Consider the following 20,314-nt stretch of genomic DNA (forward strand, 5'->3'; position numbering starts at 1 on the left):
CTTCTCTTTTACTTTCTAGGCTGATGCTATTTAGCTGTTGTAATTACAGTGCTAGTGATTGCAACCTCTTGTTGCTTTTGAATGGTAGCACTGGGCGAAAGTGCGATCGCTCTCTGTACTTTCTAATAACAAAAGAGCAAAGCGCAACAATAGCAAGGCTTTTAGCTTTTGTTTCTAGACAAAAGAGGGATAAGCATCTCGGCAAAGATTCTCGCACAACTTCCTTGACAGACTGCTGATGGAAATGTAATTATTTAGGAGTCCTAAGTAAATGCGATCATGGCTCTTTTCTACTGATGCCTTGATCAGCCAACTCTTAAAGCATTCTGTCAAACATATTCACGACTCACTCATGACAAGGAGATTGATCAATGAACGCGATCGCAGGTTATACCTTTGGAACTGAACAAACCGCTCATTCACCGTTGACACTCAACGATTTGGAACTGCTCAAACAGACCGTTTTGTTTACCGATGAAGATGAAAGATATTTACGGATGGCAGGAGACGTGTTGGAAGACCAAATTGCTGCGGTACTCGATGTTTGGTACGGCTTTGTTGCTGCTAACTCTCATCTACTTTATTACTTCAGCAATGCAGGACAACCAAACTCTGACTACTTGAGTGCTGTTCGCAAACGCTTCGCTCAATGGATTCTAGACACCTGTAATCGACCGTATGACCAGGATTGGCTGAACTATCAGCAGGAAATCGGTCTGCGCCACACTTACGCTAAGAAAAACCAGACCGATCACGTTGAAGCCGCTCCTCATATTGGGATGCGGTACTTGATTGCCTTCATCTACCCGATCACAGCCACCATCAAGCCTTTTCTGTCAAACAAGGGACACAGCGCGGAAGACGTTGAAAAGATGTATCAAGCCTGGTTCAAATCCATCACGCTACAGGTGACGCTTTGGTGTGCTCCCTATGCTAAAGATGCCTATTTCTAATCTGGAGGGACTCATGGAATTTGTTAATGTTTTTCTAGTGTTCTCACTGTCAGTATTTAGTGTTGTCGTGCTGGCGATGGGATTGTTTTTCTTACAGCTTTGTTGGTCTTGGCATCACGCCTACTTTCGATAAACAGTTCACCATCAACGATGCTTTCGCAAAAATACCTCACTTTTGTTTCTGAGGTTAATTACTGCTGATAGTGAATCAACTGTATTCCGCCGGAATTGATGCTTCTCTACACTACGCAAAGGCATCACCGCCGTAGCGCATTGACGGTATGCACGCATAGCATTTAACTACTTTTATTCGCCTTAGCTCTTCGTTCATACAACAGGAGGTTGTGATGAAACGTTTTCTCATTGCTTTGCTCGGTATTGGTTTAAGCCTCGCGTTGAAAATGCTCTATTCCAGTCTTAAAGCAGATGCCCGTCCTGCGACTCAATCCGTGACATCACCAACGACTACTCAAGTTGTGCCAACTCCAAAATCACCGGATCTAGAGATTTTGGGCACCAGCGTTCGCTATCTCAAAGACGCAGATTTACTTATTTTCGAGCAAACTGTGAAAGGAACGGCTGGCAAAACATTGCCCCAACCCAAGGGTAGCCTTGATGGTGCACCTGTGCTAGGCTACGTCTTTCCCACGACTCTAAAACCCGAAGATGCTGGATTTGGGAAGGTCGAAGGGATTTTGGCACTAGCAGTTACATCTCATCCAGACTTCGATGATACGCCACTGTGGGATGAGAACAACAACTCGAACTATGCTGATGATGGCATCATTTTTCATAGTCATTGGGTCGTACTGGTCAAGGACGATCGTGTTCCCGGTAACTTATCGGTCAAACAGTTCGACAAAGCTGACAAAACTGTTGTGCTTCCACCGACCAATCCCGGTATGCCAATGTATTTTGATTCTCCTGGTTTCCCTGTTTTGCTAAAAGGTAACAAGCTCAGTGTTTTGGTTCCGGCTCAACGCATTCAATCCAAAACAAAGTTCAAGTTTGATGGCGTTGTTGTTTATATGCAGGTGAATGCCACAAACAAAAAACTCCCTATGGTTGGTGTCTATCAAGCGTACAGCGTTAGTTCAGGGGATTTAAGTCTTCCCTACAGTGTGCAACCTCAATAACGGAGAAAATTAAATGGCTCTCAATGTTGAATTGCTAGAGAGCAGCTTTGCTCAGATTAAAGCGAACAGTTCAGAAGTGACTAAACAGTTTTACACAGTGCTGTTTACAGACTATCCAGAAATCCAGCCTTTGTTTGCCAACACCAATATGGAAAAGCAGCGCAAACAACTGTTTCAATCTCTCGTCTTTACCGTCAATAACCTGGGTAAACCAGATGTTTTAAGCGATACGTTAAAAAGCTTGGGCACTCGACACGCTTGGTACGGTGTATTGCCGCAACATTATCCAATGGTGGGCAGTAGCTTGCTGAAAGCTTTTGAAATAAGTCTGGGCACAGCCTGGACTTCTGACGTGCAGCAGGCGTGGATAGAGGCGTATGGAGTTGTGGCTCAATTAATGCTGGAAGGTACAGGCTACCCACCAGAACAGTTGAATTTGTCAGCGGTCGAGAAATAGCGGATTAGTCAACCTGATTAGTGACCAGGTTTCCCGACTTCATCTAATCACCGTCAACCCCTATTAGAAGGACAGAAATGGATACGATTACACTGGTTCCTAACAACTCGTTGATCACCGAAACACCTGAGGAAGGACGGCAATTAGCCGTGAAACTGGCGCGACTGATTATAAAACTGACTCAACCCGATGAAGAGAAGCGCAAACAGCTACGAGAGGTCTATGGTAACGATGCCATGATGTTGATTGCCGTAGGACAAACAGTTGCTACTGAGTTTGCCACGAACACGCGAAGCGTGAGCCAAAGGCACCGCGGCTGCTAACAATTATTGGAAGGAGATTGGGTAATGGATGACTATTATTTGGTGGACTGTGGATTTCACGATCAGCTAGAAGCCTTGGCAACACTGCGACAAACTTGTCAGATCTCCTACCGCACCGTAGCTGGAGAAATCGTTGAGGTTCAGGATCAGATTGTGGATGTGTATGCTGCGAACCATGCCGATTTTTTGAAACTCAAAAACGGAACTGAGATTCGGCTCGATCGCTTGATTTCTGTCAATGGCAACCCTACTCGATTGGCCTCATGAAAATTCAACTCAAGATCGATCGTGTTCTACAAGGCTCATTTGATCTCCAAGCGCTAAATCTTTTGTTTGTATTTCAAGTCAACTGTCCTGGTTGTTTCATCTACGGTTTTCCCCTCGTCAACAAGTTGTATTGGAAGTATCGTCAGTTGGGCTTGAATATCTTGGGACTCTCAACGGCTTTTGAAGATTTTCAGTACAACACTGCTGCCAATACAGAGTTGCTTCTGACGGAGATGAAACTGGTTGGAGCAACTCGGCAAGCATTAGGAGAGTTTTACTCTCAAACGATCGACTTTTCCGTTGCAGTCGATCAATTTACTACAGGTGCAGCACTCGTAACATCTGAAAACATTGAGATTTCGACTGAAGCAATCCCTGATTTTGACCGCCTGCCCACATCAGAGCAGGCCGTACTACGTCAAAAGGTGAACACTTATTTGCAGCGACACACCAAAACATCAGCAACCTTTACGCTGAATCATTTACCAGGGACACCAACCTTTCTTCTGGTTGACCAAAACTTGCAATTGCTAGATGGATGGTTTGGGCATATGCCTGAAACAGCAGTGATTGAGCGCATCGAAAAACACCTTCACATCGTTAAAGGAGTGACCCAGAAACTAGGCAAGTAATGTTTTGTGGGCAACACCTTGTCAACTGTGCTGCCACTGGCGCGATCGCGCTTAAAGCTCCGCTTTTTCGTCCGCTTAGAGGATGCCATGCTGAAAACGCTGAAGTTTTGGTACACTGTCTGGACTGATTCAGCCCTGCGACCCACTGCCTTAAAAGTGGCTCTCGTTGTCGGATCGTTACTCTTTGCGATGAATCATGGCAGTGCTGTGTTACGCGAGGAAATGACCTGTGAACGCTGGTTGATGGGGCTAATCACTTACTTGGTGCCTTATACGGTCAGTATTCATGGACAGTACTCAACGCGATCGCGACACAGAATTAGCCCTTCCCGCTGAAAACCCAATTGTTGATGTCAGTGAGAATCCCTTCGATGCCTCAAGCGCGATCGAACAGCACATCTTGATTGGGCTAGAAAAAATTGGGCTGGCACTGAAAAGTCAATCCTGGCAGGATGCTGGACAACAAGGCTTAACACCGACTCAAGGACAAATCCTGGCGCTTCTGATTGACAAAGGCAATGCTGGAATGCGGTTGTCAGAGGTGGCAAAACATCTTGCGGTCACGGCTGCTACTGCTAGTGATGCGGTTACGTCGCTGGTTGAGAAAGGGTTAGTGCAAAAAACGCGATCGCCTCAAGATGGACGAGCGATCGCCCTCACGTTAACCCCTCAAGGACAGCAGATAGCAACACAAACAGCGTCCTGGTCTGACTTTCTGCTAAACACCGTGGATGAGCTATCCGAGGAGGAACAAGTCATCTTTCTGCGGGGATTGATCAAAATGATTCGCAAGCTTCAACAACAGGGACAGATTTCGGTGGCAAAGATGTGTGTAACCTGTCAATTCTTTCAGCCTAATCAGTATCCAGGGTCAGATCGTCCGCATCATTGTTCGCTAGTAAATGCCCCGTTTGGCGATCGTCATCTTCGTCTCAACTGTGCCGAACACATTGCAGCCGATCCTGAAATTGCTAAACAAAATTGGAACCTTTATTTAAGCAGGCGATGAGGATTTTGCCGCATCAGTAAGCGATATACTTTGGGAGACGGCTCACAACGCTTCATCGGGAGAGAGTTGAATGATTAACCTGCCTGGAGTCGCCATTCACAGCAAAATCTGTGAGAGTCCGGCTTCTCTAGTGTATCGAGGGATTAGAGAGCAAGATAATTGTGCAGTGGTTGCTAAAGTTCTCAAGCAAGATTATCCCTCTGCTCAGGAATTAACGCGCTATCGGCAGGAATATGAAATTACTCGCTCCCTGGACATCGAAGGCGTGATCAAGGCATACAGCCAGCGTGACCATCAGCGTACACTGGTTATTCTCCTGGAAGACTTTGGTGGAGAGTCTTTAGAATATTGGATGCGACAGCAATCTGATTTCTGCCCGATGCCGTTATCGATGTTTTTGGATGTCGCGATCGCCCTGACTGATACTCTGGGCAAACTCCATGCGGCTCAGGTCATTCATAAAGATATCAATCCTGGCAACATTGTCTTTAATCCGAATACTGGCGTGGTCAAACTCATTGATTTTGGCATTGCGACTCGCTTCAGCCGCACGAATCCCACCTTCAAAAATCTGCATCTGCTGGAAGGAACCCCCGCCTATCTTTCCCCAGAACAAACTGGGCGGATGAACCGGAGGCTCGACTATCGCACTGATTTTTATTCATTGGGTGTCACCTTCTATGAACTGTTAACGGGACAGTTGCCATTTCCCACCCAAGACCTCCTGGAGCTAGTTCACTGTCACATTGCTAGACCGCCGACTCCTCCGCATGACTTGAACGAGACGATTCCCAAAGCCATTTCAGACCTGATTTTGAAACTGATGGCGAAAAATGCGGAGGATCGCTATCAGAGTGCTTGGGGGATCAAAGCCGATCTCGAACGTTGCGCTCAACAACTGGCAGAAGTGGGTCGAATTGAACCGATGCCATTGGGACTGCAAGATGTGTCTGAACAGTTGTGCATTCCTCAAAAACTGTATGGACGAGCGGCAGAGATTGAAGCATTATGGGCGGCGTTTGACCGAGTGGCTGGGAGTGAGGGAGTCCGTGAAATGATGCTGGTCTCTGGTGATGCGGGCGTTGGCAAAACCGCATTAGTGCAGGAACTCTATCAACCGATCACTGCAAAGCACGGCTATTTCATCTGGGGTAAATTTGACCAGTTCAGGCGCAACGTTCCCTACAGCGCGATCGTTGATGCCCTGCAAAAAATGGTGCAGCAACTCTTGGGGGAACCCGACGAACAGATGGAAGTGTGGCGATCGCGTCTCCTCACTGCTTTGGGCAGCAACGGACAAATCATCATTGATGTCATTCCCGAAGTGGAGTTGATCCTTGGCAAGCAGCCGCCTGTACCCGAAGTTGGAGCCACAGAAGCGCAGAATCGCTTCAATCTGACGTTTCAAAGGTTTGTCCGGGTATTTTGTGCAAAAGAGCATCCCCTGGTAATCTTTTTGGATGATCTCCAGTGGATCGATGCTGCGACGCTGAAGTTAATCGAACTGATCTTACTTGACGAGCAAACCCAATCTCTATTTTTGATCGGAGCTTATCGAAATAACGAAGTGACTCCGACGCATCCATTGGTTTTGACGCTGGAGAGTTTGCGAAAGCAGGGAGCAATCCTTCAGGACATCATTCTGACCCCCTTAACATTGGAATCGTTGAGCCAACTGTTAGCTGAGACACTCCATCACACTCCTGAAACGGTTCATTCCCTCGCCCAAACGGTGTCCCGTAAAACTGAGGGCAATCCCTTCTTCGTCGGTGAATTTTTGAAGTTGCTGGATGGCGAAAATCTGTTGACCTTTGATGCCCAACAGTTGAGTTGGCAATGGAACTTGGCTGAGATTGAAGCTCAAGAGATCACGGATAATGTCGTGGAGTTGCTGCTGCGTCAGTTGCAGAAGTTACCGGAAGCAACCCAGCAAATTCTCTCGATCGCGGCTTGTATTGGATCTGAGTTTGATTTAGAGACATTGGCGATTGTGTGTGAAGAATCGCCGAAAGTAATTTCTCTAGATTTACTCGCAGCCATCCAAGCTGAATTGATTCAGCCTCTTTCTGAATTAGATGAAAACTTGTTCGTTCAAGAGTATAAGTTTTTGCACGATCGCGTCCAGCAAGCTGCCTACGCCTTGATTGATGAGTCGCAGAAACAAGTGGTTCATCTGCAAATTGGGCGCAATCTCCTCGAAAAAACGTTGCCAGAACAGCGATTAGAGCGGTTGTTTGAAATCATCGATCATCTCAATCAAGGACTTGAGCTAGTCACTGCTCGATCAGAACGAACTGAAATTGCCAGATTGAATTTAATGGCAGGTCAGAAAGCAAAGGCAGCAACGGCTTATGAAGCTGCTTTTGAGTATTTCACTACAGGGCTTAAACTCCTCAATTCAGAGAGTTGGCAGAGTGAGTATGATCTCACCTTAGCGCTGTACTCAGAAGCAGCAGAAGCGGCGTATCTCCAGGGTTGCTTTGATGAGATGGAACAGTTGGTAGAAGTGGTACTCGCTCGTGCCAAAACAGTGGTTGACAAAGTGCAGGCTTACGATAGTAGGATTCAAGGATATTTGTCACAGGGCAACCTGAAAGAAGCACTAAAAACTGGATCGGAAGCGTTAAAGCTACTGGGACTAGATTTAATAGAAGATCCAAGTCAGGCAGATGTTCAAAGGGAATTGAAGTCAACGGCTGCATTACTCGCTGAACGAGAAATCGAAAACTTGATTAATTTACCAGAGATGACTGCACCAGAACCGCTGGCAGCTATGTCAATCCTGGTGAGTATGAGGTCTGCTGCATTTATCAGGTCACCAGCACTATTCATGCTGATTATTTGCAAAACGGTAAATTTATCAATTAACTACGGGAATGATGTCTGGTCATCACTGTTTTATGCTGGCTACGGGTTTGTTCTATGTGGAGTTGTTCAAGACATTGAACTCGGTTATGAGTTCGGCAAATTGGCTCTCAGTTTGGCAGAACGATTGAATACCAGAGGAAATGCTAGAACTTTAATGTTTTCGAATGTCCATATCATGCACTGGAAGGTGCATCTTAGGAACACAATACCCATGCTGGTTGATGCCTATCAAAATGGAGTGAAAACTGGAGACTTTGAAACTGCTGGTTATACTGCATATTACGTGTGCTATTACCCGTTTCTTGCTGGAGAAGAACTCACCCAACTGGAACAAAAAACAGCAACCTACAGCAAAGCGATCGATCAAATCAGACGAGAAAGCCCCTCGAATTGGCTGGCAATATTGCAGCAGACCATTCTTAATTTGCTAGACAGGGCAGAGAATCCCAGCCGCTTAATCGGTAGGCTATGTGCTGAAGAGGAGGCGTTGCCAGACGCTATTGCAATTAAAGATGGAACTGCAATCCAAATACTCTACTTGCACAAAGTAATGTTGTGTTACCTGTTTGAAGAACACCATCAAGCTATACAGACTGCTATTTTAGCAAGGCAACATTTTGAAGAGGTGACAGCAGTAACGGTTCTACCTATATTCTGTTTCTATCATTCTCTGGCGCTTTTGAGCCTATCGCTTGAGGCTTCAAACTCTGAAAAAGCAGCTTGGCTAAGTTGTGTTAGCTCCAACCAAGAAAAGATGCAAAAATGGGCGAGTCATGCCCCAATGAATTATCTCCATAAATTTTATTTAGTCGAAGCAGAGAAAGCGCGAGTCTTAGGGCAATTTTTTGAGGCTGAGGAACTTTATGAACAAGCGATCGCAGGTGCTGCTGAAAATGAGTATATCCAGGAAGAAGCATTAGCTTATGAATTAGCGGCTAAACATTATCTAGCGCGAGGTCGGGAAAAGATTGCTCAGACCTACATGAAAGAAGCGCACTATTGCTATGAACGATGGGGAGCGATGGCAAAAGTCAAAGATTTAGAAACTCGCTACCCGCAGTTCTTTCCTCAATCATCGGATGTGACTTACACGCCAATCCATGCAATTTCTGGAACTACTTCTACTCGCTTAGACAGCGCGATCGATTTAGCGACGGTACTGAAAGCATCACAGGCAATTTCGAGTGAAATTGAACTCGATCGGTTGCTTCGTTCCTTGATGCAGATTTTAATCGAGAATGCTGGCGCACAAACTGGAAGTCTGATTTTAGAAAACTCAGGAGAATGGACAATTGAGGCTGCTTGTGAACTCAATGATAGTGAGAATGTCTGTACGACGCAAGTGTTGGAATCGATGCCAATGGCGAATCGTTTACCCGAATCGATTATTCAGTATGTGATTCGGACTCATGAACCTGTGATTTTGAATGATGCGACTCATGAAGGTAATTTCATCCATGAGCCATACATTCAGCACAACCAACCGCGATCGCTGCTCTGTTTACCGTTGCTGAATCAAAGTAGGCTTGTTGGTGTGTTGTATCTGGAAAATAAATCAGCAACTGGGGCTTTTACACCAGAGCAATTCTCCGAAGGAGACGCTACGCGAACGCAAGTCTTAAACTTGCTATCCACTCAAGCAGCGATCGCGATCGAAAATGCCAAACTCTACGCACAGCTACACGCCAGCAATAATAAATTGACGCAATTTTTTGAAGCGGTGCCAGTGGGAATTGGAGTGGTCGATGCAACAGGTCGCCCCTGCTACTCCAATCAAAGGTCAGTTCAGCTATTGGGCAAAGGGATTGATCCTGCTGTGACACCGGATCAATTTGCAGAAGTTTATCAAATTTATTTAGCGGGAACAGATCAACTCTATCCCAATGAGAAAATGCCAGTTGTTCGGGCATTGAGTGGCGATCGCACGATGATTAATGATATGGAAATTCGTCGAAACAATGTAGTGACTCCAGTAGAGGTATGGGGAACCCCCGTTTTTAATGAAAAAGGTGATGTAGCTTATGCGATCGCCACCTTTCAAGACATTACCAAGCGCAAACAAGCAGAGAAACTGCTAGCCGATTATAACCGCACTTTAGAACAACAGGTCGCAGAACGGACAGTAGCGTTGCAGGCAAGTGAAACTAAGTTTCGCAATATCTTTGAAAACTCCCAGGTCGGCATCTTCCGAACCCGCCTCTCGGATGGATTAATTCTCAATGCCAATCAACGCTTTGCCCATCTGTTTGGCTTTGATTCACCAGAGGAGATGATTGGGCTGGAACACTCCATTGACTATTTTGTAAATCCCAGCGATCGCCAACAAGCCGTTGAGGTGATGAAGCGGGATGGGGAACTGCGAAGCTTTGAAGTACAGATGCGAAAACGAGATGGGACATTGTTCTGGGGACTTTCCTCTTCTTATTTGAATGCAGCCGATGGATACGTCGAAGGGGTGATTGCAGACATTAGCGATCGCAAACAAGCAGAAGAAGCCCTACAAGCCTCTGAAGCAGAACTACGGGCGCTCTTTTCAGCCATTCCCGATCCGCTGTGTATCTTCACTGCTGAAGGGCAAGTGATCAGCGTAACCGAAGGGAATCCATCATACAGAGATTTGTATAAAGCGGAACTTGTTGGCAAAACACTGCATCAACTCTTTGCTAAAGAACAGGCTGATGAATTACTGGGTTACATTCAGCAGGTGCTGAGAACCCAACAAGTCCTCACCGTTGAATACAGCCAGTGGCTATCTGGACGAGAAATCTGGTTTTCGGCTCGTATTGCCCCGATTCAGCACGAGCAGGTGATTTGGCTGGCGCGAAATATTATGTTGCAAAAGCAAGCAGAAGCAGCCTCGATTATCGAAGAACGCAACCGGATGGCACGCGAAATTCACGATACACTCGCCCAAGCGTTTACAGGTATTCTCGCTCAAGTAGGCGCGGCAAAACAGGTGCTAACGGATGATTTAGAGGTAACTGGGGCACACCTAGACTTGATCAAAGAATTGGCACGAACTGGACTGGTTGAAGCGCGGCGATCGGTCGTTGCGCTCCGTCCTCAGCTTTTGGAGGAAGGCAGTTTACAGAGCGCTCTCCATCGTCTCGTCGCTCAAATCAGAGCTGCCGCAATGGATACCACCTTGTATTACGAAATTGAGGGTACAGTGTATGCTCTACCGACTGAAATCGAGAATAACCTACTGCGGATCGGACAGGAAGCATTAACGAATGCGATTAGACACGCCCATGCTGACGAAATTCGAGTCGAGCTAATCTACGATCGCGATCGGGTTTGCTTGCGTGTGAAAGACAATGGACAGGGCTTTGGAGTGGGGAGTATTCCAGCCTCTGAGGGTTTTGGCTTACTTGGCATGAGCGAACGGGCAGAGCGCATCGGCGCACAACTCACGATTCGGAGCCAACCTGGACAAGGAACAGAGATGATTGTCACCGTCGATCGGGAGTAGCACGATGAGCCAAGCCACGACCATTCGAGTTCTGATTGCAGACGATCATGCTATTTTTCGGCAAGGATTAGCCACGATTATTAACCGTGACCCAGTGATGCAGGTGATTGCACAAGCTGAAAATGGAGAACAAGCGATCGCGCTATTTGAAGAACACAAACCGGATGTTACGCTCATGGATCTGCGAATGCCTGAAGTGGAAGGAGTTGCTGCCATCAGTGCAATTTGTGCGACTGCTAAATCTGCTCGAATTATTGTCCTGACCACGTATGATAGTGACGAAGATATCTATCGGGGATTGCAGGCAGGCGCAAAAGGATATCTGTTGAAAGAAACTGAACCGGACGAGTTGCTGAATGCGATTCGCACCGTTCATCGGGGTCAGAAGTATATTCCGCCCGATGTGGGCGCAAAGTTGGTACAGCGCCTCAGCAATCCAGAACTGAGTGAAAGAGAACTAGCAGTACTTCGCTCACTGGCACAGGGGATGAGCAATGCCGAGATTGCGGCGGCTTTGAGTATCGGCGAAGGCACGGTTAAATCTCATGTCAATCGGATTTTGAATAAGTTAGATGTCAGCGATCGCACCCAGGCGGTAATTGTTGCCGTTAAACGCGGCATTGTCAGTTTGTAGAGTTGTACTTTCGATCGACTTGGGATTCTAACTTAAGGTATAGATAGCTCTATACTTTGCGATCGCACGATTACTCTATCAATTTGTACTGTAAAAAATTTAACTTGTTGTAGACGACAGCTTCAAGGCGATCGCTTACATTAAATTTATGCAAAGTTGAGTCAAGGTCACACGCTAGGGACTGTCTGCAAAGTAAACATTGAATAAGAGCTTATAGCGATGTCTAAAAATCCAAAAATCGGACTAGAAGGACTGCTTCGTCCAGAAGATAGCATCCTGGTACTTATTGACCACCAGCCCTATCAGTTCACCAACTTGAACAGCCATGAACCGACCATGATCATTAACAATGTTATTGGTCTTGCTAAATTGGCAAAGGTGTTCAACGTACCCACAATCCTGACCACAGTAATTGAAGAGAGAGGGGGTTACATCATTAAGGGACTACAGGATGTTTTTCCTGATCAAAAACCGATCAACCGCACTTTCATCAATACCCGGGAAGATCCAAATGTGACAGATGTAGTGAAGAAAAGTGGCCGCAAGCAACTTATACTTGCTGCGCTTTGGACCGAGATCTGTCTTGCAATGCCAGCAATCCAGGCGCTTGGTGAAGGTTATGAAGTATTCATCGTTACCGATGCTTCGGGCGGTGTTACTGCGGAAGCTCATGACATGGCTGTTCGCCGCTTGGTTCAGGCGGGTGCAGTTCCAATCAACTGGATGGCTGTACTTGCTGAATGGCAACGTGACTGGGCACGTACAGAAACATCTGCGGGTGTATCAGAGATTCTTCTTGAGCATGGCGGTGCTAGTGGAGTGGCCCTTGCATGGGAACTTCAGCTCCTTGCAACAACCCCTCCAGTGACCTCGGAACCTCAGCTTCTTGCAACAACCCCCCAGTGACCTCAGGTGGACATTAATACTTGAGGTTTCCTCTACGGAACCAACAAATAAAATAGGAGGCAGAATTTTGAAAAAGATAAAATGCTGTCTCCCCCAGTGATGATCAGTCAAGGTCTGACAATCAATTACTTTCAATGTGTGCGCGTCTGGTACAGAGAATAAGTTTTATTGGAGAAAGAATGAAACTTTCTGCTTTCTGCCAAGATTAGCGACGAGATTTTATGCCCGCCTGTAACCTTATCCTTTGCTGCCACATTAGATTTAGGTTGAATAGAACAACGAATAAGCGCTAGGTAAACGGGAGTATCCCAATTGTGCAAAATCTCGGACTGCCCTCATCCCCAGCCCTTCTCCCCAGGTAGAAGGGAGTCAGATCTCTTGTTCCCTCTCCTTGGGGAGAGGGTTAGGGTGAGGGCAGAAAGACTGTGCTACACAATTGGGATGCTCCCAGGTAAACACTTGCTTAATTGGAGCTATATGATTTGCAAACATCTCAACAATCTGGCTGCTGAAACCCTCATTTCTAAAGCAAACTATCCAATGTTTCGTTGTGAAGAATGCACACGGATCAATATTCGATGGGTACACCTACGCATTTGCCAAACTTGTGGAAAGATGCTGTGTTGTGACTCTTCTGAGCATCAACATGCTCGCCGTCACTATGAGGCAACCGGACATCCGGTCGTTAGCTCGGCTGAATTGGGAGAACAGTGGTTATGGTGCTTTGTCGATAAGCAGGGAGAGGACTACTAAAGCGATTTTGATGTCATTTAGCGCTCTTCCAATATCTTCCCTTAAATGGAGGTCTTCTCATGGCAGTTTCTATTCAAAGTACGCCCACCGACAGCATTTGGCCCAGTTTGTCGCTAGCAGCATGGCAGGATACATATTCAACTGTCCATCGGTGGACACAGATTGTCGGTAAAATTCGCCTTGCACTCGCTCCCAATCTCAATCACTGGTGGCAATCTACCCTTTATGTCACGTCACGCGGACTAACAACCTCTGTCATCCCTTACGGCACCCGAACCTTTCAAATTAGCTTTGATTTCCTCGCTCATCAAGTACAGATTGAAACGAGCGACGGCATTATCAAAAGAATTCCACTAACTTCACGCTCCGTTGCAAATTTCTACCAAAATGTGATGACTGCACTGAGCGAGATAGGGATTGAAGTCCGAATTTGGACAATGCCGCAAGAAATTGCAGAACCACTCCGGTTTGATCAAGATTATCAACATACTACTTATGACCCAGAGTATGCCCAGCGGTTCTGGCGAATCCTTGTGCAAGCGGATCGAGTCATGACCATGTTCCGTTCCCGGTTTATTGGTAAATCCAGTCCTGTGCATTTCTTCTGGGGAAGTTTCGATCTCGCTGTGACTCGGTTTTCTGGTCGTCGTGCGCCAGAGCATCCAGGGGGAGTACCCAATATGGCAGATTGGGTCACACGGGAAGCCTACTCGCACGAAGTTAGTAGTTGTGGCTTTTGGCCAGGGGGTGGGTCAGTTGTAGACCCTGTTTTTTATGCGTATGCTTACCCTGCGCCGGAGGGGTTTCAGGATTACTCGATCGCACCCAAGGAAGCGTTTTACAGCTCAGAGATGCAAGAATTTGTCCTGCCTTATGAAGCCGTTAGGCAGGCTAGCGACCCAGATGCGATGATTCTTGCTTTTTTTCAAAGCACCTATGAAGCAGCGGCAATTTTAGGACATTGGGATCGAGATGAACTGGAGCATACCCCACGTCTACAGGGGTAGCCAATGCTTGAATTTCTGAAGAAGGAATTTACGTTGATTGGCTACGGATTGTTGCGATCGCCCTTTCCAACCAATCTAAATAAGTCTGTTCCCGTTGCTTCACCAAGTCCAAAACCAGGCGATGCAGTTTTTGTTCACGCGATGCAGTCGGATTACTCAAAGATAGAGCCTCGATCGCCTCACACTGGGCTAGCTTTTCTTGCCGTGCTTCCAGTTCCTGCTCTAGCAGAGACACGATCGCCTCGTTAGGCAACTGAGCCGCAAAATAGAGTTGCACCAGCAGCGGCTCTCGCAACACGGGCAACGGATGATGCGTCTGAAGCCAGTGGGTTAACTCTGCTTCACCTGCTTCGGTAATCCGGTAAACCTTGCGGTTGGGGCGATCGTGCTGGATCTCAACAGTACAGGTAATCCACGCCTGTGACTCCAGTTTGTCTAAAGTCCGATAAATCTGTGCCTGATCTGCTGGCCACAGATGGGAAATGCAATCGTCAAAACACTTGGTTTTGAGGTCGTAGCCTGTCCGCTCCTGTTGTTGGAGCAGACCCAGAATCACATGGGCAAGAGACATAGGCGGTTTACCGAACGAATAGGGAGGACAAACCCGACCCATAGAATTTATATCCTTCTATGTTAATATATGACTAATCATATATAGGATAAGTCTTGTAAATTGTCTGCCTGGAGGCAACTGTATGACAACTCAAACTCAAACACTCCGAACCGTTGCTGGAATCATTAATAGTGTAGAAACGCTTGAAGGAGGGGGCTTCCTGGTGCGTCGTCCCTTTCCCAAGAGTAGCTTTTCCGAGTTTGACCCCTTTCTCCTCCTCGATGAATTGGGTCCCGTGAATCAGAAGCCCGGTCAAGCAAAGGGCGCACCGGATCATCCCCATCGTGGTTTTGAAATCGTCAGCTACGTCCTGAATGGACGGCTGGAACACAAGGACTCGGTCGGTCATGCTGGACTGCTCAATCCCGGTGATGCCCAGTGGATGACCGCTGGGGCAGGCGTAGTACATTCCGAAATGCCAGAAGCTGAGTTTACTCGCACAGGTGGGCGACTGCACGGCATTCAACTCTGGGTCAACTTGCCGCAGCGAGACAAGATGATTGCTCCTCGCTATCAGGAAATTCCATCAGCGCAGATTCCGGTGGCTCAAACCAAAGATGGGTCCGTGACGGTGCGCGTGATTGCGGGAGAAGCGTTGGGGGCGAAAGCGGTGATTGAAACCCGCACCCCGATTATCTACCTGCACTTCACGTTCCAACCGGGAGCCAGCATGGTTCAACCAGTACCGAAAGAGTACAACGCCTTTGCCTATATCCTCGATGGGTCTGGGTTGTTTGGCACTGAGCAGGAACGGGGTGAGGATGGGCAAATGGTGATTTTTGCACCGGATGGTGAGGAAGTGGCGATCGTCAATCCTGCGGATGCTACCCAACCCCTCGATCTACTGCTGATTGCTGGAGTGCCGCTGAATGAACCTGTGGTGCGCTATGGGCCTTTTGTGATGAACACTGAAGCCGAAATCCGGCAAGCGATCGACGATTACCAAAATGGAAGGATGGGACAGATTCATGCTTAACAAGCTTCAACACCGCACCACCCAACATCAACTGCTGACCGATATCCGCATCAAGTTATTGCATTTGCATAAACTGTTGTTGGATACAGAGCGTATTCGTTACGAACAAGTGCGCGGACAGGTCTCTAAAGGTGAATTGCTGCAACTGGTGATCAATCACGATCAATTTGCCTGGTTGCATCACCTCTCAGAATTGATCGCGCAAATTGATGAGTTAATCCACTCTGATGAGCCTATCACCTCCGAGGCAGTTCCTTTGGAGTTGCGCGAAGCGCTAACCGCTACTCTCATTGCTGATGTTCGGACTCTACTCACACCTGATGAAGCTGGAAATGACTTTGCTGTGAAGTATGATGCGGCGCTTCAACGCAACCCCGATGTGGTGTTAGCTCATGCTGATTTGGTCACACTGCTAGCGACTAAAAGCAACTAAAGTTCAACTATAAATTGAGCAGTTCGTCCAGATTCAATTGAGTCTGGACGAACTGCTTTTATGCATTGTATTTACCGAATCGTAATCATTCGCGGCATGTTCAGGTATTTATTGATTTCCCCGATTCTAACTTAAGTTATAGTTAGCCTTCTACTTTGCGATCTCATAGTTACTCTATCAATTTGTACTGTAAAAGAGTTAACTCGCTATAGACGACGACTTGAAAGCGATCCCCTATATTGAATATATGCAAACAAAGATGCAGTCAATGGATTGAGCAAGTTAATTGGAGCAGAAATAGCAACCTTGTATCGTTGGTTCGAGAACGTGGGTTACGCAGCGAACTTTGCCTAATTTCAGCGCCTATTTCCTAGCCTAACCAATCTTGCATCTTATTTGCAGGATCACGATCAGGCAAATCATGCTCCTTGAGAGCCGTAAACCTGATCGAATTTTCAACCCTAACACAGTGGAGATAAATCTATGACTTCTACCCCCACAGCCACAGCCACAGACCCAATGCTACGCCAAGGCGATTCTGGTGCTGCTGTCACTGAGCTACAACAATTGCTGAATGCGAAGGGAGCAAACATTGCAGTTGATGGAGATTTTGGCGAGGCGACTCGCGCCGCAGTGGTTAAGTTCCAGCAGCAGAATCGCATTGCTGTAGATGGCATCGTTGGCCCTCAAACTTGGCAAGCTCTTCGTCGAAACAGCACTGCGCCCATTCGACTGACTGATGCAGCCAATTACTACGAGCCATCGAACTACCCCTATCAAAAAACGGCATTTGAATGGTTGCAATCGCAACTCTCTGGTTCAGTGCTAGGGGAATTTGCTCGTCGCTGGCGCAACCTGCGCTAACGCAGCAACCCCCGTTCTCAAAGTGATTCAGCCCACGTTCAAATTGCTGACGCTGGGAATGCCCTAAATCATCAGGTTTTTCCCAGCTTTTATTGCCAGGTTCCATGCTCGATGCAGATATAGAGAAATGAACGACGATCGTAGCCACAGTTCCTTACTTGTACCCCCGTCAACTCAAGATTGGATGCAGGGTGTGCTGAGTGCTAAGGTCGTGCTGGTGATGTATGGAGACTATCAAGACTCCAAAAGTGCAGAGGTTTACAAGCTGATTCAAGGGATCAAACGAGAGCTGAGTGCGTCTTTTGGAGAGGATGATTTATGCCTGATCTTCCGTCACTTTCCGCAAATACAGATTCATCCTCATGCTCAACGGGCAGCCCAAGCAGCCATTGCCGCCGCCGCCCAGGGACAGTTTTGGTCAATGCATGATACTTTATTTGCCCATCAACAAAAGTTGGCGAATGGTTATCTTGTCGAGTACGCAAACGATCTAGGGCTTGACATTCCTCAGTTTCTCAAAGAGTTTTCTAAACAAGTGCATGTCGATCGCATCAAAGAAGATATTGAAGGCGGATTGAACAGTGGAGTAACGGCTGCTCCAGATCTCTTCATCAATAACATTCGATATGCTGGACGCTGGAAAATGACAGAGTTGATGGCAGCCATGATTGCTGCAAGTTACTAAGCTCTATTCATATCTGACTTGTTAGTGCTAGCAACCGATCGAATGCGCGATCGCTAGCTTTTACCTGTTTTGTTGAACAAAGTGCCAATTTTTGAACCATGCTAACAACAACGATTGAATTCAAACACAAAGGCTTAACGCACACTCAATTGCAACAAGTACTCGACTATATTCAGACGCACCTCGATCGAGACTTGTCACTGGTCGAACTTGCAGAAACTCTGAATTTTAGCCCGACTTACTTTGCCAATGCATTCAAACAAGCGATCAACATTTCTCCACACCAGTATGTGATTCAACAGCGGGTGGAACGGGCGAAATTGATGCTGTCGAAGACGGATCTGGCGATCGTAGACATCGCTTTACAAGTTGGCTTCTCCAGTCAAAGCCATCTGACGCAACAGTTCAAGCGCATTACTGGAATGACTCCAAAACAGGTTCGCTAACACGATAAGAATCATTCATAGCGACAAACAGGAGCAAGATGATGAAATCGACTACAACACGACGATCAATTTCCAGAATTACCGCAATACTGACTAAAACTACTCTGTCAATCGCCGTCATAACGGGAATATCTGGGATTTTGCGAATGCATCCGGCGATCGCCACTCCTCCACCTCAGCCCTCTCCAATGCTGGTCGCTACTGCCTATACGAATATCACATTGCCAACTTTGAGACGGGGCGATCGCGGCAGAAATGTGCAAATGTTGCAGCAAATTCTCTTAGATAATGGTTCCTTGGGTGCCGCCGGAGTCAGGTTGGGAAATCCGCGTGGTGTCGCTATCGATGGCGTATTTGGCGCGGTTACAGAGTCTGCGGTGAGAGATTTACAGCGATACTACGAGATTCCTGTCACCGGACAAGTCAACCCCGTAACTTGGGAAGTGCTGGATATGGAGGCGAATCCCTATCGATCGCCGCTCCCCTGGAAATCCTATTAATCATTCAGAAAAACTTCCGAAAAAGCTCATGAGGAAACTTCTAATGAACAAGATTCTGTCCAGACTTCAACGATCTCCGCGAATTATCTCAGCAACAATCCTACTCAGCCTATTGTTGCTGTTCAGTTTTCCATCCCTGGCTCAAATTAGTCCACAAGTGATTCCCAGAATCGAAATGATTGAAAGTTCTGAAGGAATTCCACCTGCCTACCGTTTAGTCATTAGCCGACCTCAGGACATTGTGTATGCTTTCTGCCCGACGAACTTCGAGCCTGAGTTGAATTATTTGCGAAATGTCAAAGCCATTCAGTGTAAGCGTTCTCCCAGGTAACTAGCGGTCAGATCCAAGCACTACATCCACACACGAGTCAAGGAGACAAAGATGAAGATTAAAGCAATCAAAGGACATCTGGGAATCGGAACGGAAGTGAAAGACGCGACTTACGTGGAGGCTGCCCGGTGGGGTAAGTATCGGTGGTGGCGGTATCTTCTGGGGCTGATGATCATCCTCTTCGCATGGATGATCGCCGCCAACGTCGCCAGTGCGCTCGTCGCGCTCGCCCTCGGCGGTCGGGAGGGTGCCGCGGCGCTCGGTCGGCTGGATTATGCCGCGTTCGGTCCTGTGGGGGGCTTTGTCGTGGTCATGGCGGGTTTTCCGGTGTTCCTCGCGGGAATCCTGATCGCCGTCTCCCTCATTCACCAGCGTCATCCCCGGACGCTCGTCACAGCGCGGGAGAAGATCAGTTGGCGGCGTGTCGGTCACGGCTTCGTAGCTGGGTTCGTGCCGTGGGTGCTGCTCGGCGGGCTGGGGCAGTACCTCCTTTACCCCGATACCTTCTCCTTCAACTCCGACCTCAAGACGTTCGCGCTCTTCGTGCCGATCGCGCTCATTCTCACTGCGATCCAGACGACTACCGAGGAGCTTTTCTTTCGCGGGTACATCGTGCAGGGCGCGAGCCTGATCTGGTCTAACCGCTTGTTTCTAGCAATCGTGTCGGCTGTGATATTTACCCTGCCGCACGCTACCAATCCAGAGTCACAGGAGGGTGGCTGGATCGGGATGTTCCTCGGCTACTTCGTCGGCACGGGTCTGCTGTATGCGATCGTTTCATTGATCGACGGCACCACCGAGCTTGCGATCGGCGCACACTTCGCCAACAACATCGCGTACTTTCTCTTGTTCAACTGGTCTGGAAGCTTCTTTGCCGCGCCAGCCCTGTTCAGCATCAGCGAGTACCATGCGAGATTCTACGACATCATCTCCCTCGTGCTGATTCCTGTTTTCCTGGCGATCGTTTTTTGGGTGTTCAAACGCGACAAGGCATCCGAACCCGTTTTCGAGAGCGATCGGATTGGTCGTCGGTGATCTCATCAGTTCGT

At 47.5% G+C, this 20,314-nt stretch carries 22 protein-coding genes; 21 read left to right on the plus strand and 1 reads right to left on the minus strand.

The window, feature by feature from the left end:
- The first annotated feature begins 371 nt into the window (after nucleotides 1-371).
- From ACJ2PR_RS17570 to ACJ2PR_RS17630, 13 genes are all read left to right on the plus strand, one after another.
- Nucleotides 372-953, plus strand: coding sequence for a protoglobin domain-containing protein (locus tag ACJ2PR_RS17570; protein ID WP_446868226.1), 582 nt, complete (start codon nucleotides 372-374; stop codon nucleotides 951-953).
- A 347-nt stretch (nucleotides 954-1,300) separates the two neighbouring features.
- Nucleotides 1,301-2,089, plus strand: coding sequence for a hypothetical protein (locus tag ACJ2PR_RS17575; RefSeq protein WP_446877953.1), 789 nt, complete (start codon nucleotides 1,301-1,303; stop codon nucleotides 2,087-2,089).
- 13 nt (nucleotides 2,090-2,102) lie between these two features.
- Nucleotides 2,103-2,546, plus strand: coding sequence for a globin family protein (locus tag ACJ2PR_RS17580; RefSeq protein WP_446868224.1), 444 nt, complete (start codon nucleotides 2,103-2,105; stop codon nucleotides 2,544-2,546).
- A gap of 77 nt (nucleotides 2,547-2,623) precedes the next feature.
- Entirely contained in the window at nucleotides 2,624-2,869 is a 246-nt protein-coding gene (locus ACJ2PR_RS17585) for a hexameric tyrosine-coordinated heme protein (RefSeq protein ID WP_446877954.1), read from the plus strand.
- A 24-nt stretch (nucleotides 2,870-2,893) separates the two neighbouring features.
- The gene (locus tag ACJ2PR_RS17590) at nucleotides 2,894-3,136 is read left to right on the plus strand and encodes a hypothetical protein (RefSeq protein WP_446877955.1); all 243 of its coding nucleotides are present in this window, start codon (nucleotides 2,894-2,896) and stop codon (nucleotides 3,134-3,136) included.
- On the plus strand, nucleotides 3,133-3,768 hold the full coding sequence (locus tag ACJ2PR_RS17595; RefSeq protein WP_446877956.1) for a hypothetical protein: 636 nt from the start codon (nucleotides 3,133-3,135) through the stop codon (nucleotides 3,766-3,768). Before ACJ2PR_RS17590 ends, ACJ2PR_RS17595 begins: the two co-directional genes overlap by 4 nt.
- A gap of 6 nt (nucleotides 3,769-3,774) precedes the next feature.
- On the plus strand, nucleotides 3,775-4,104 hold the full coding sequence (gene nrtS, locus ACJ2PR_RS17600) for a nitrate/nitrite transporter NrtS (RefSeq protein WP_446877957.1): 330 nt from the start codon (nucleotides 3,775-3,777) through the stop codon (nucleotides 4,102-4,104).
- Nucleotides 4,055-4,777, plus strand: coding sequence for a MarR family transcriptional regulator (locus ACJ2PR_RS17605; protein WP_446877958.1), 723 nt, complete (start codon nucleotides 4,055-4,057; stop codon nucleotides 4,775-4,777). The genes nrtS and ACJ2PR_RS17605 overlap by 50 nt, the downstream gene beginning before the upstream one ends.
- Nucleotides 4,778-4,847: 70 nt before the next feature.
- Nucleotides 4,848-11,117, plus strand: a complete 6,270-nt coding sequence (locus ACJ2PR_RS17610; RefSeq protein ID WP_446877959.1) for an AAA family ATPase — start codon at nucleotides 4,848-4,850, stop codon at nucleotides 11,115-11,117.
- A gap of 4 nt (nucleotides 11,118-11,121) precedes the next feature.
- Nucleotides 11,122-11,751, plus strand: coding sequence for a response regulator (locus tag ACJ2PR_RS17615; protein ID WP_446861989.1), 630 nt, complete (start codon nucleotides 11,122-11,124; stop codon nucleotides 11,749-11,751).
- 219 nt (nucleotides 11,752-11,970) lie between these two features.
- Nucleotides 11,971-12,657, plus strand: a complete 687-nt coding sequence (locus tag ACJ2PR_RS17620) for a hydrolase (protein WP_446870957.1) — start codon at nucleotides 11,971-11,973, stop codon at nucleotides 12,655-12,657.
- Between the two features lie 540 nt (nucleotides 12,658-13,197).
- The gene (locus ACJ2PR_RS17625; RefSeq protein WP_446877974.1) at nucleotides 13,198-13,410 is read left to right on the plus strand and encodes a UBP-type zinc finger domain-containing protein; all 213 of its coding nucleotides are present in this window, start codon (nucleotides 13,198-13,200) and stop codon (nucleotides 13,408-13,410) included.
- Nucleotides 13,411-13,469: 59 nt separating this feature from the next.
- Nucleotides 13,470-14,417: a DUF5996 family protein gene (locus ACJ2PR_RS17630; protein ID WP_446877960.1), complete on the plus strand. Its 948-nt coding sequence runs from the start codon at nucleotides 13,470-13,472 to the stop codon at nucleotides 14,415-14,417.
- Between the two features lie 28 nt (nucleotides 14,418-14,445).
- Here the strand turns inward: ACJ2PR_RS17630 and ACJ2PR_RS17635 are convergent, their stop codons facing one another.
- A complete protein-coding gene (locus ACJ2PR_RS17635; RefSeq protein WP_446877961.1) occupies nucleotides 14,446-14,988 on the minus strand; it encodes a PadR family transcriptional regulator in 543 nt (180 codons plus the stop codon).
- 124 nt (nucleotides 14,989-15,112) lie between these two features.
- Here ACJ2PR_RS17635 and ACJ2PR_RS17640 point away from each other — a divergent pair, with 124 nt between their 5' ends.
- From ACJ2PR_RS17640 to ACJ2PR_RS17675, 8 genes are all read left to right on the plus strand, one after another.
- Nucleotides 15,113-16,006 carry a pirin family protein gene (locus ACJ2PR_RS17640; RefSeq protein ID WP_446877962.1) on the plus strand — a complete coding sequence of 298 codons (894 nt, stop codon included), beginning with the start codon at nucleotides 15,113-15,115 and terminating at the stop codon, nucleotides 16,004-16,006.
- On the plus strand, nucleotides 15,999-16,439 hold the full coding sequence (locus tag ACJ2PR_RS17645; RefSeq protein ID WP_446877963.1) for a hypothetical protein: 441 nt from the start codon (nucleotides 15,999-16,001) through the stop codon (nucleotides 16,437-16,439). Before ACJ2PR_RS17640 ends, ACJ2PR_RS17645 begins: the two co-directional genes overlap by 8 nt.
- A gap of 483 nt (nucleotides 16,440-16,922) precedes the next feature.
- Entirely contained in the window at nucleotides 16,923-17,303 is a 381-nt protein-coding gene (locus tag ACJ2PR_RS17650) for a peptidoglycan-binding domain-containing protein (RefSeq protein ID WP_446877964.1), read from the plus strand.
- 127 nt (nucleotides 17,304-17,430) lie between these two features.
- Nucleotides 17,431-17,988, plus strand: a complete 558-nt coding sequence (locus tag ACJ2PR_RS17655; RefSeq protein ID WP_446877965.1) for a DsbA family protein — start codon at nucleotides 17,431-17,433, stop codon at nucleotides 17,986-17,988.
- Nucleotides 17,989-18,086: 98 nt separating this feature from the next.
- Nucleotides 18,087-18,434, plus strand: a complete 348-nt coding sequence (locus ACJ2PR_RS17660; RefSeq protein ID WP_446877966.1) for an AraC family transcriptional regulator — start codon at nucleotides 18,087-18,089, stop codon at nucleotides 18,432-18,434.
- Between the two features lie 41 nt (nucleotides 18,435-18,475).
- The gene (locus tag ACJ2PR_RS17665) at nucleotides 18,476-18,934 is read left to right on the plus strand and encodes a peptidoglycan-binding domain-containing protein (protein WP_446877967.1); all 459 of its coding nucleotides are present in this window, start codon (nucleotides 18,476-18,478) and stop codon (nucleotides 18,932-18,934) included.
- A gap of 43 nt (nucleotides 18,935-18,977) precedes the next feature.
- Nucleotides 18,978-19,265 (plus strand): hypothetical protein, encoded by a 288-nt coding sequence (locus ACJ2PR_RS17670; protein WP_446877968.1) that lies wholly within the window; start codon nucleotides 18,978-18,980, stop codon nucleotides 19,263-19,265.
- 51 nt (nucleotides 19,266-19,316) lie between these two features.
- A complete protein-coding gene (locus tag ACJ2PR_RS17675; protein ID WP_446877969.1) occupies nucleotides 19,317-20,300 on the plus strand; it encodes a CPBP family intramembrane glutamic endopeptidase in 984 nt (327 codons plus the stop codon).
- Nucleotides 20,301-20,314 lie beyond the last annotated feature (14 nt).

The sequence above is a fragment of the Phormidesmis sp. 146-33 genome (assembly GCF_052939515.1).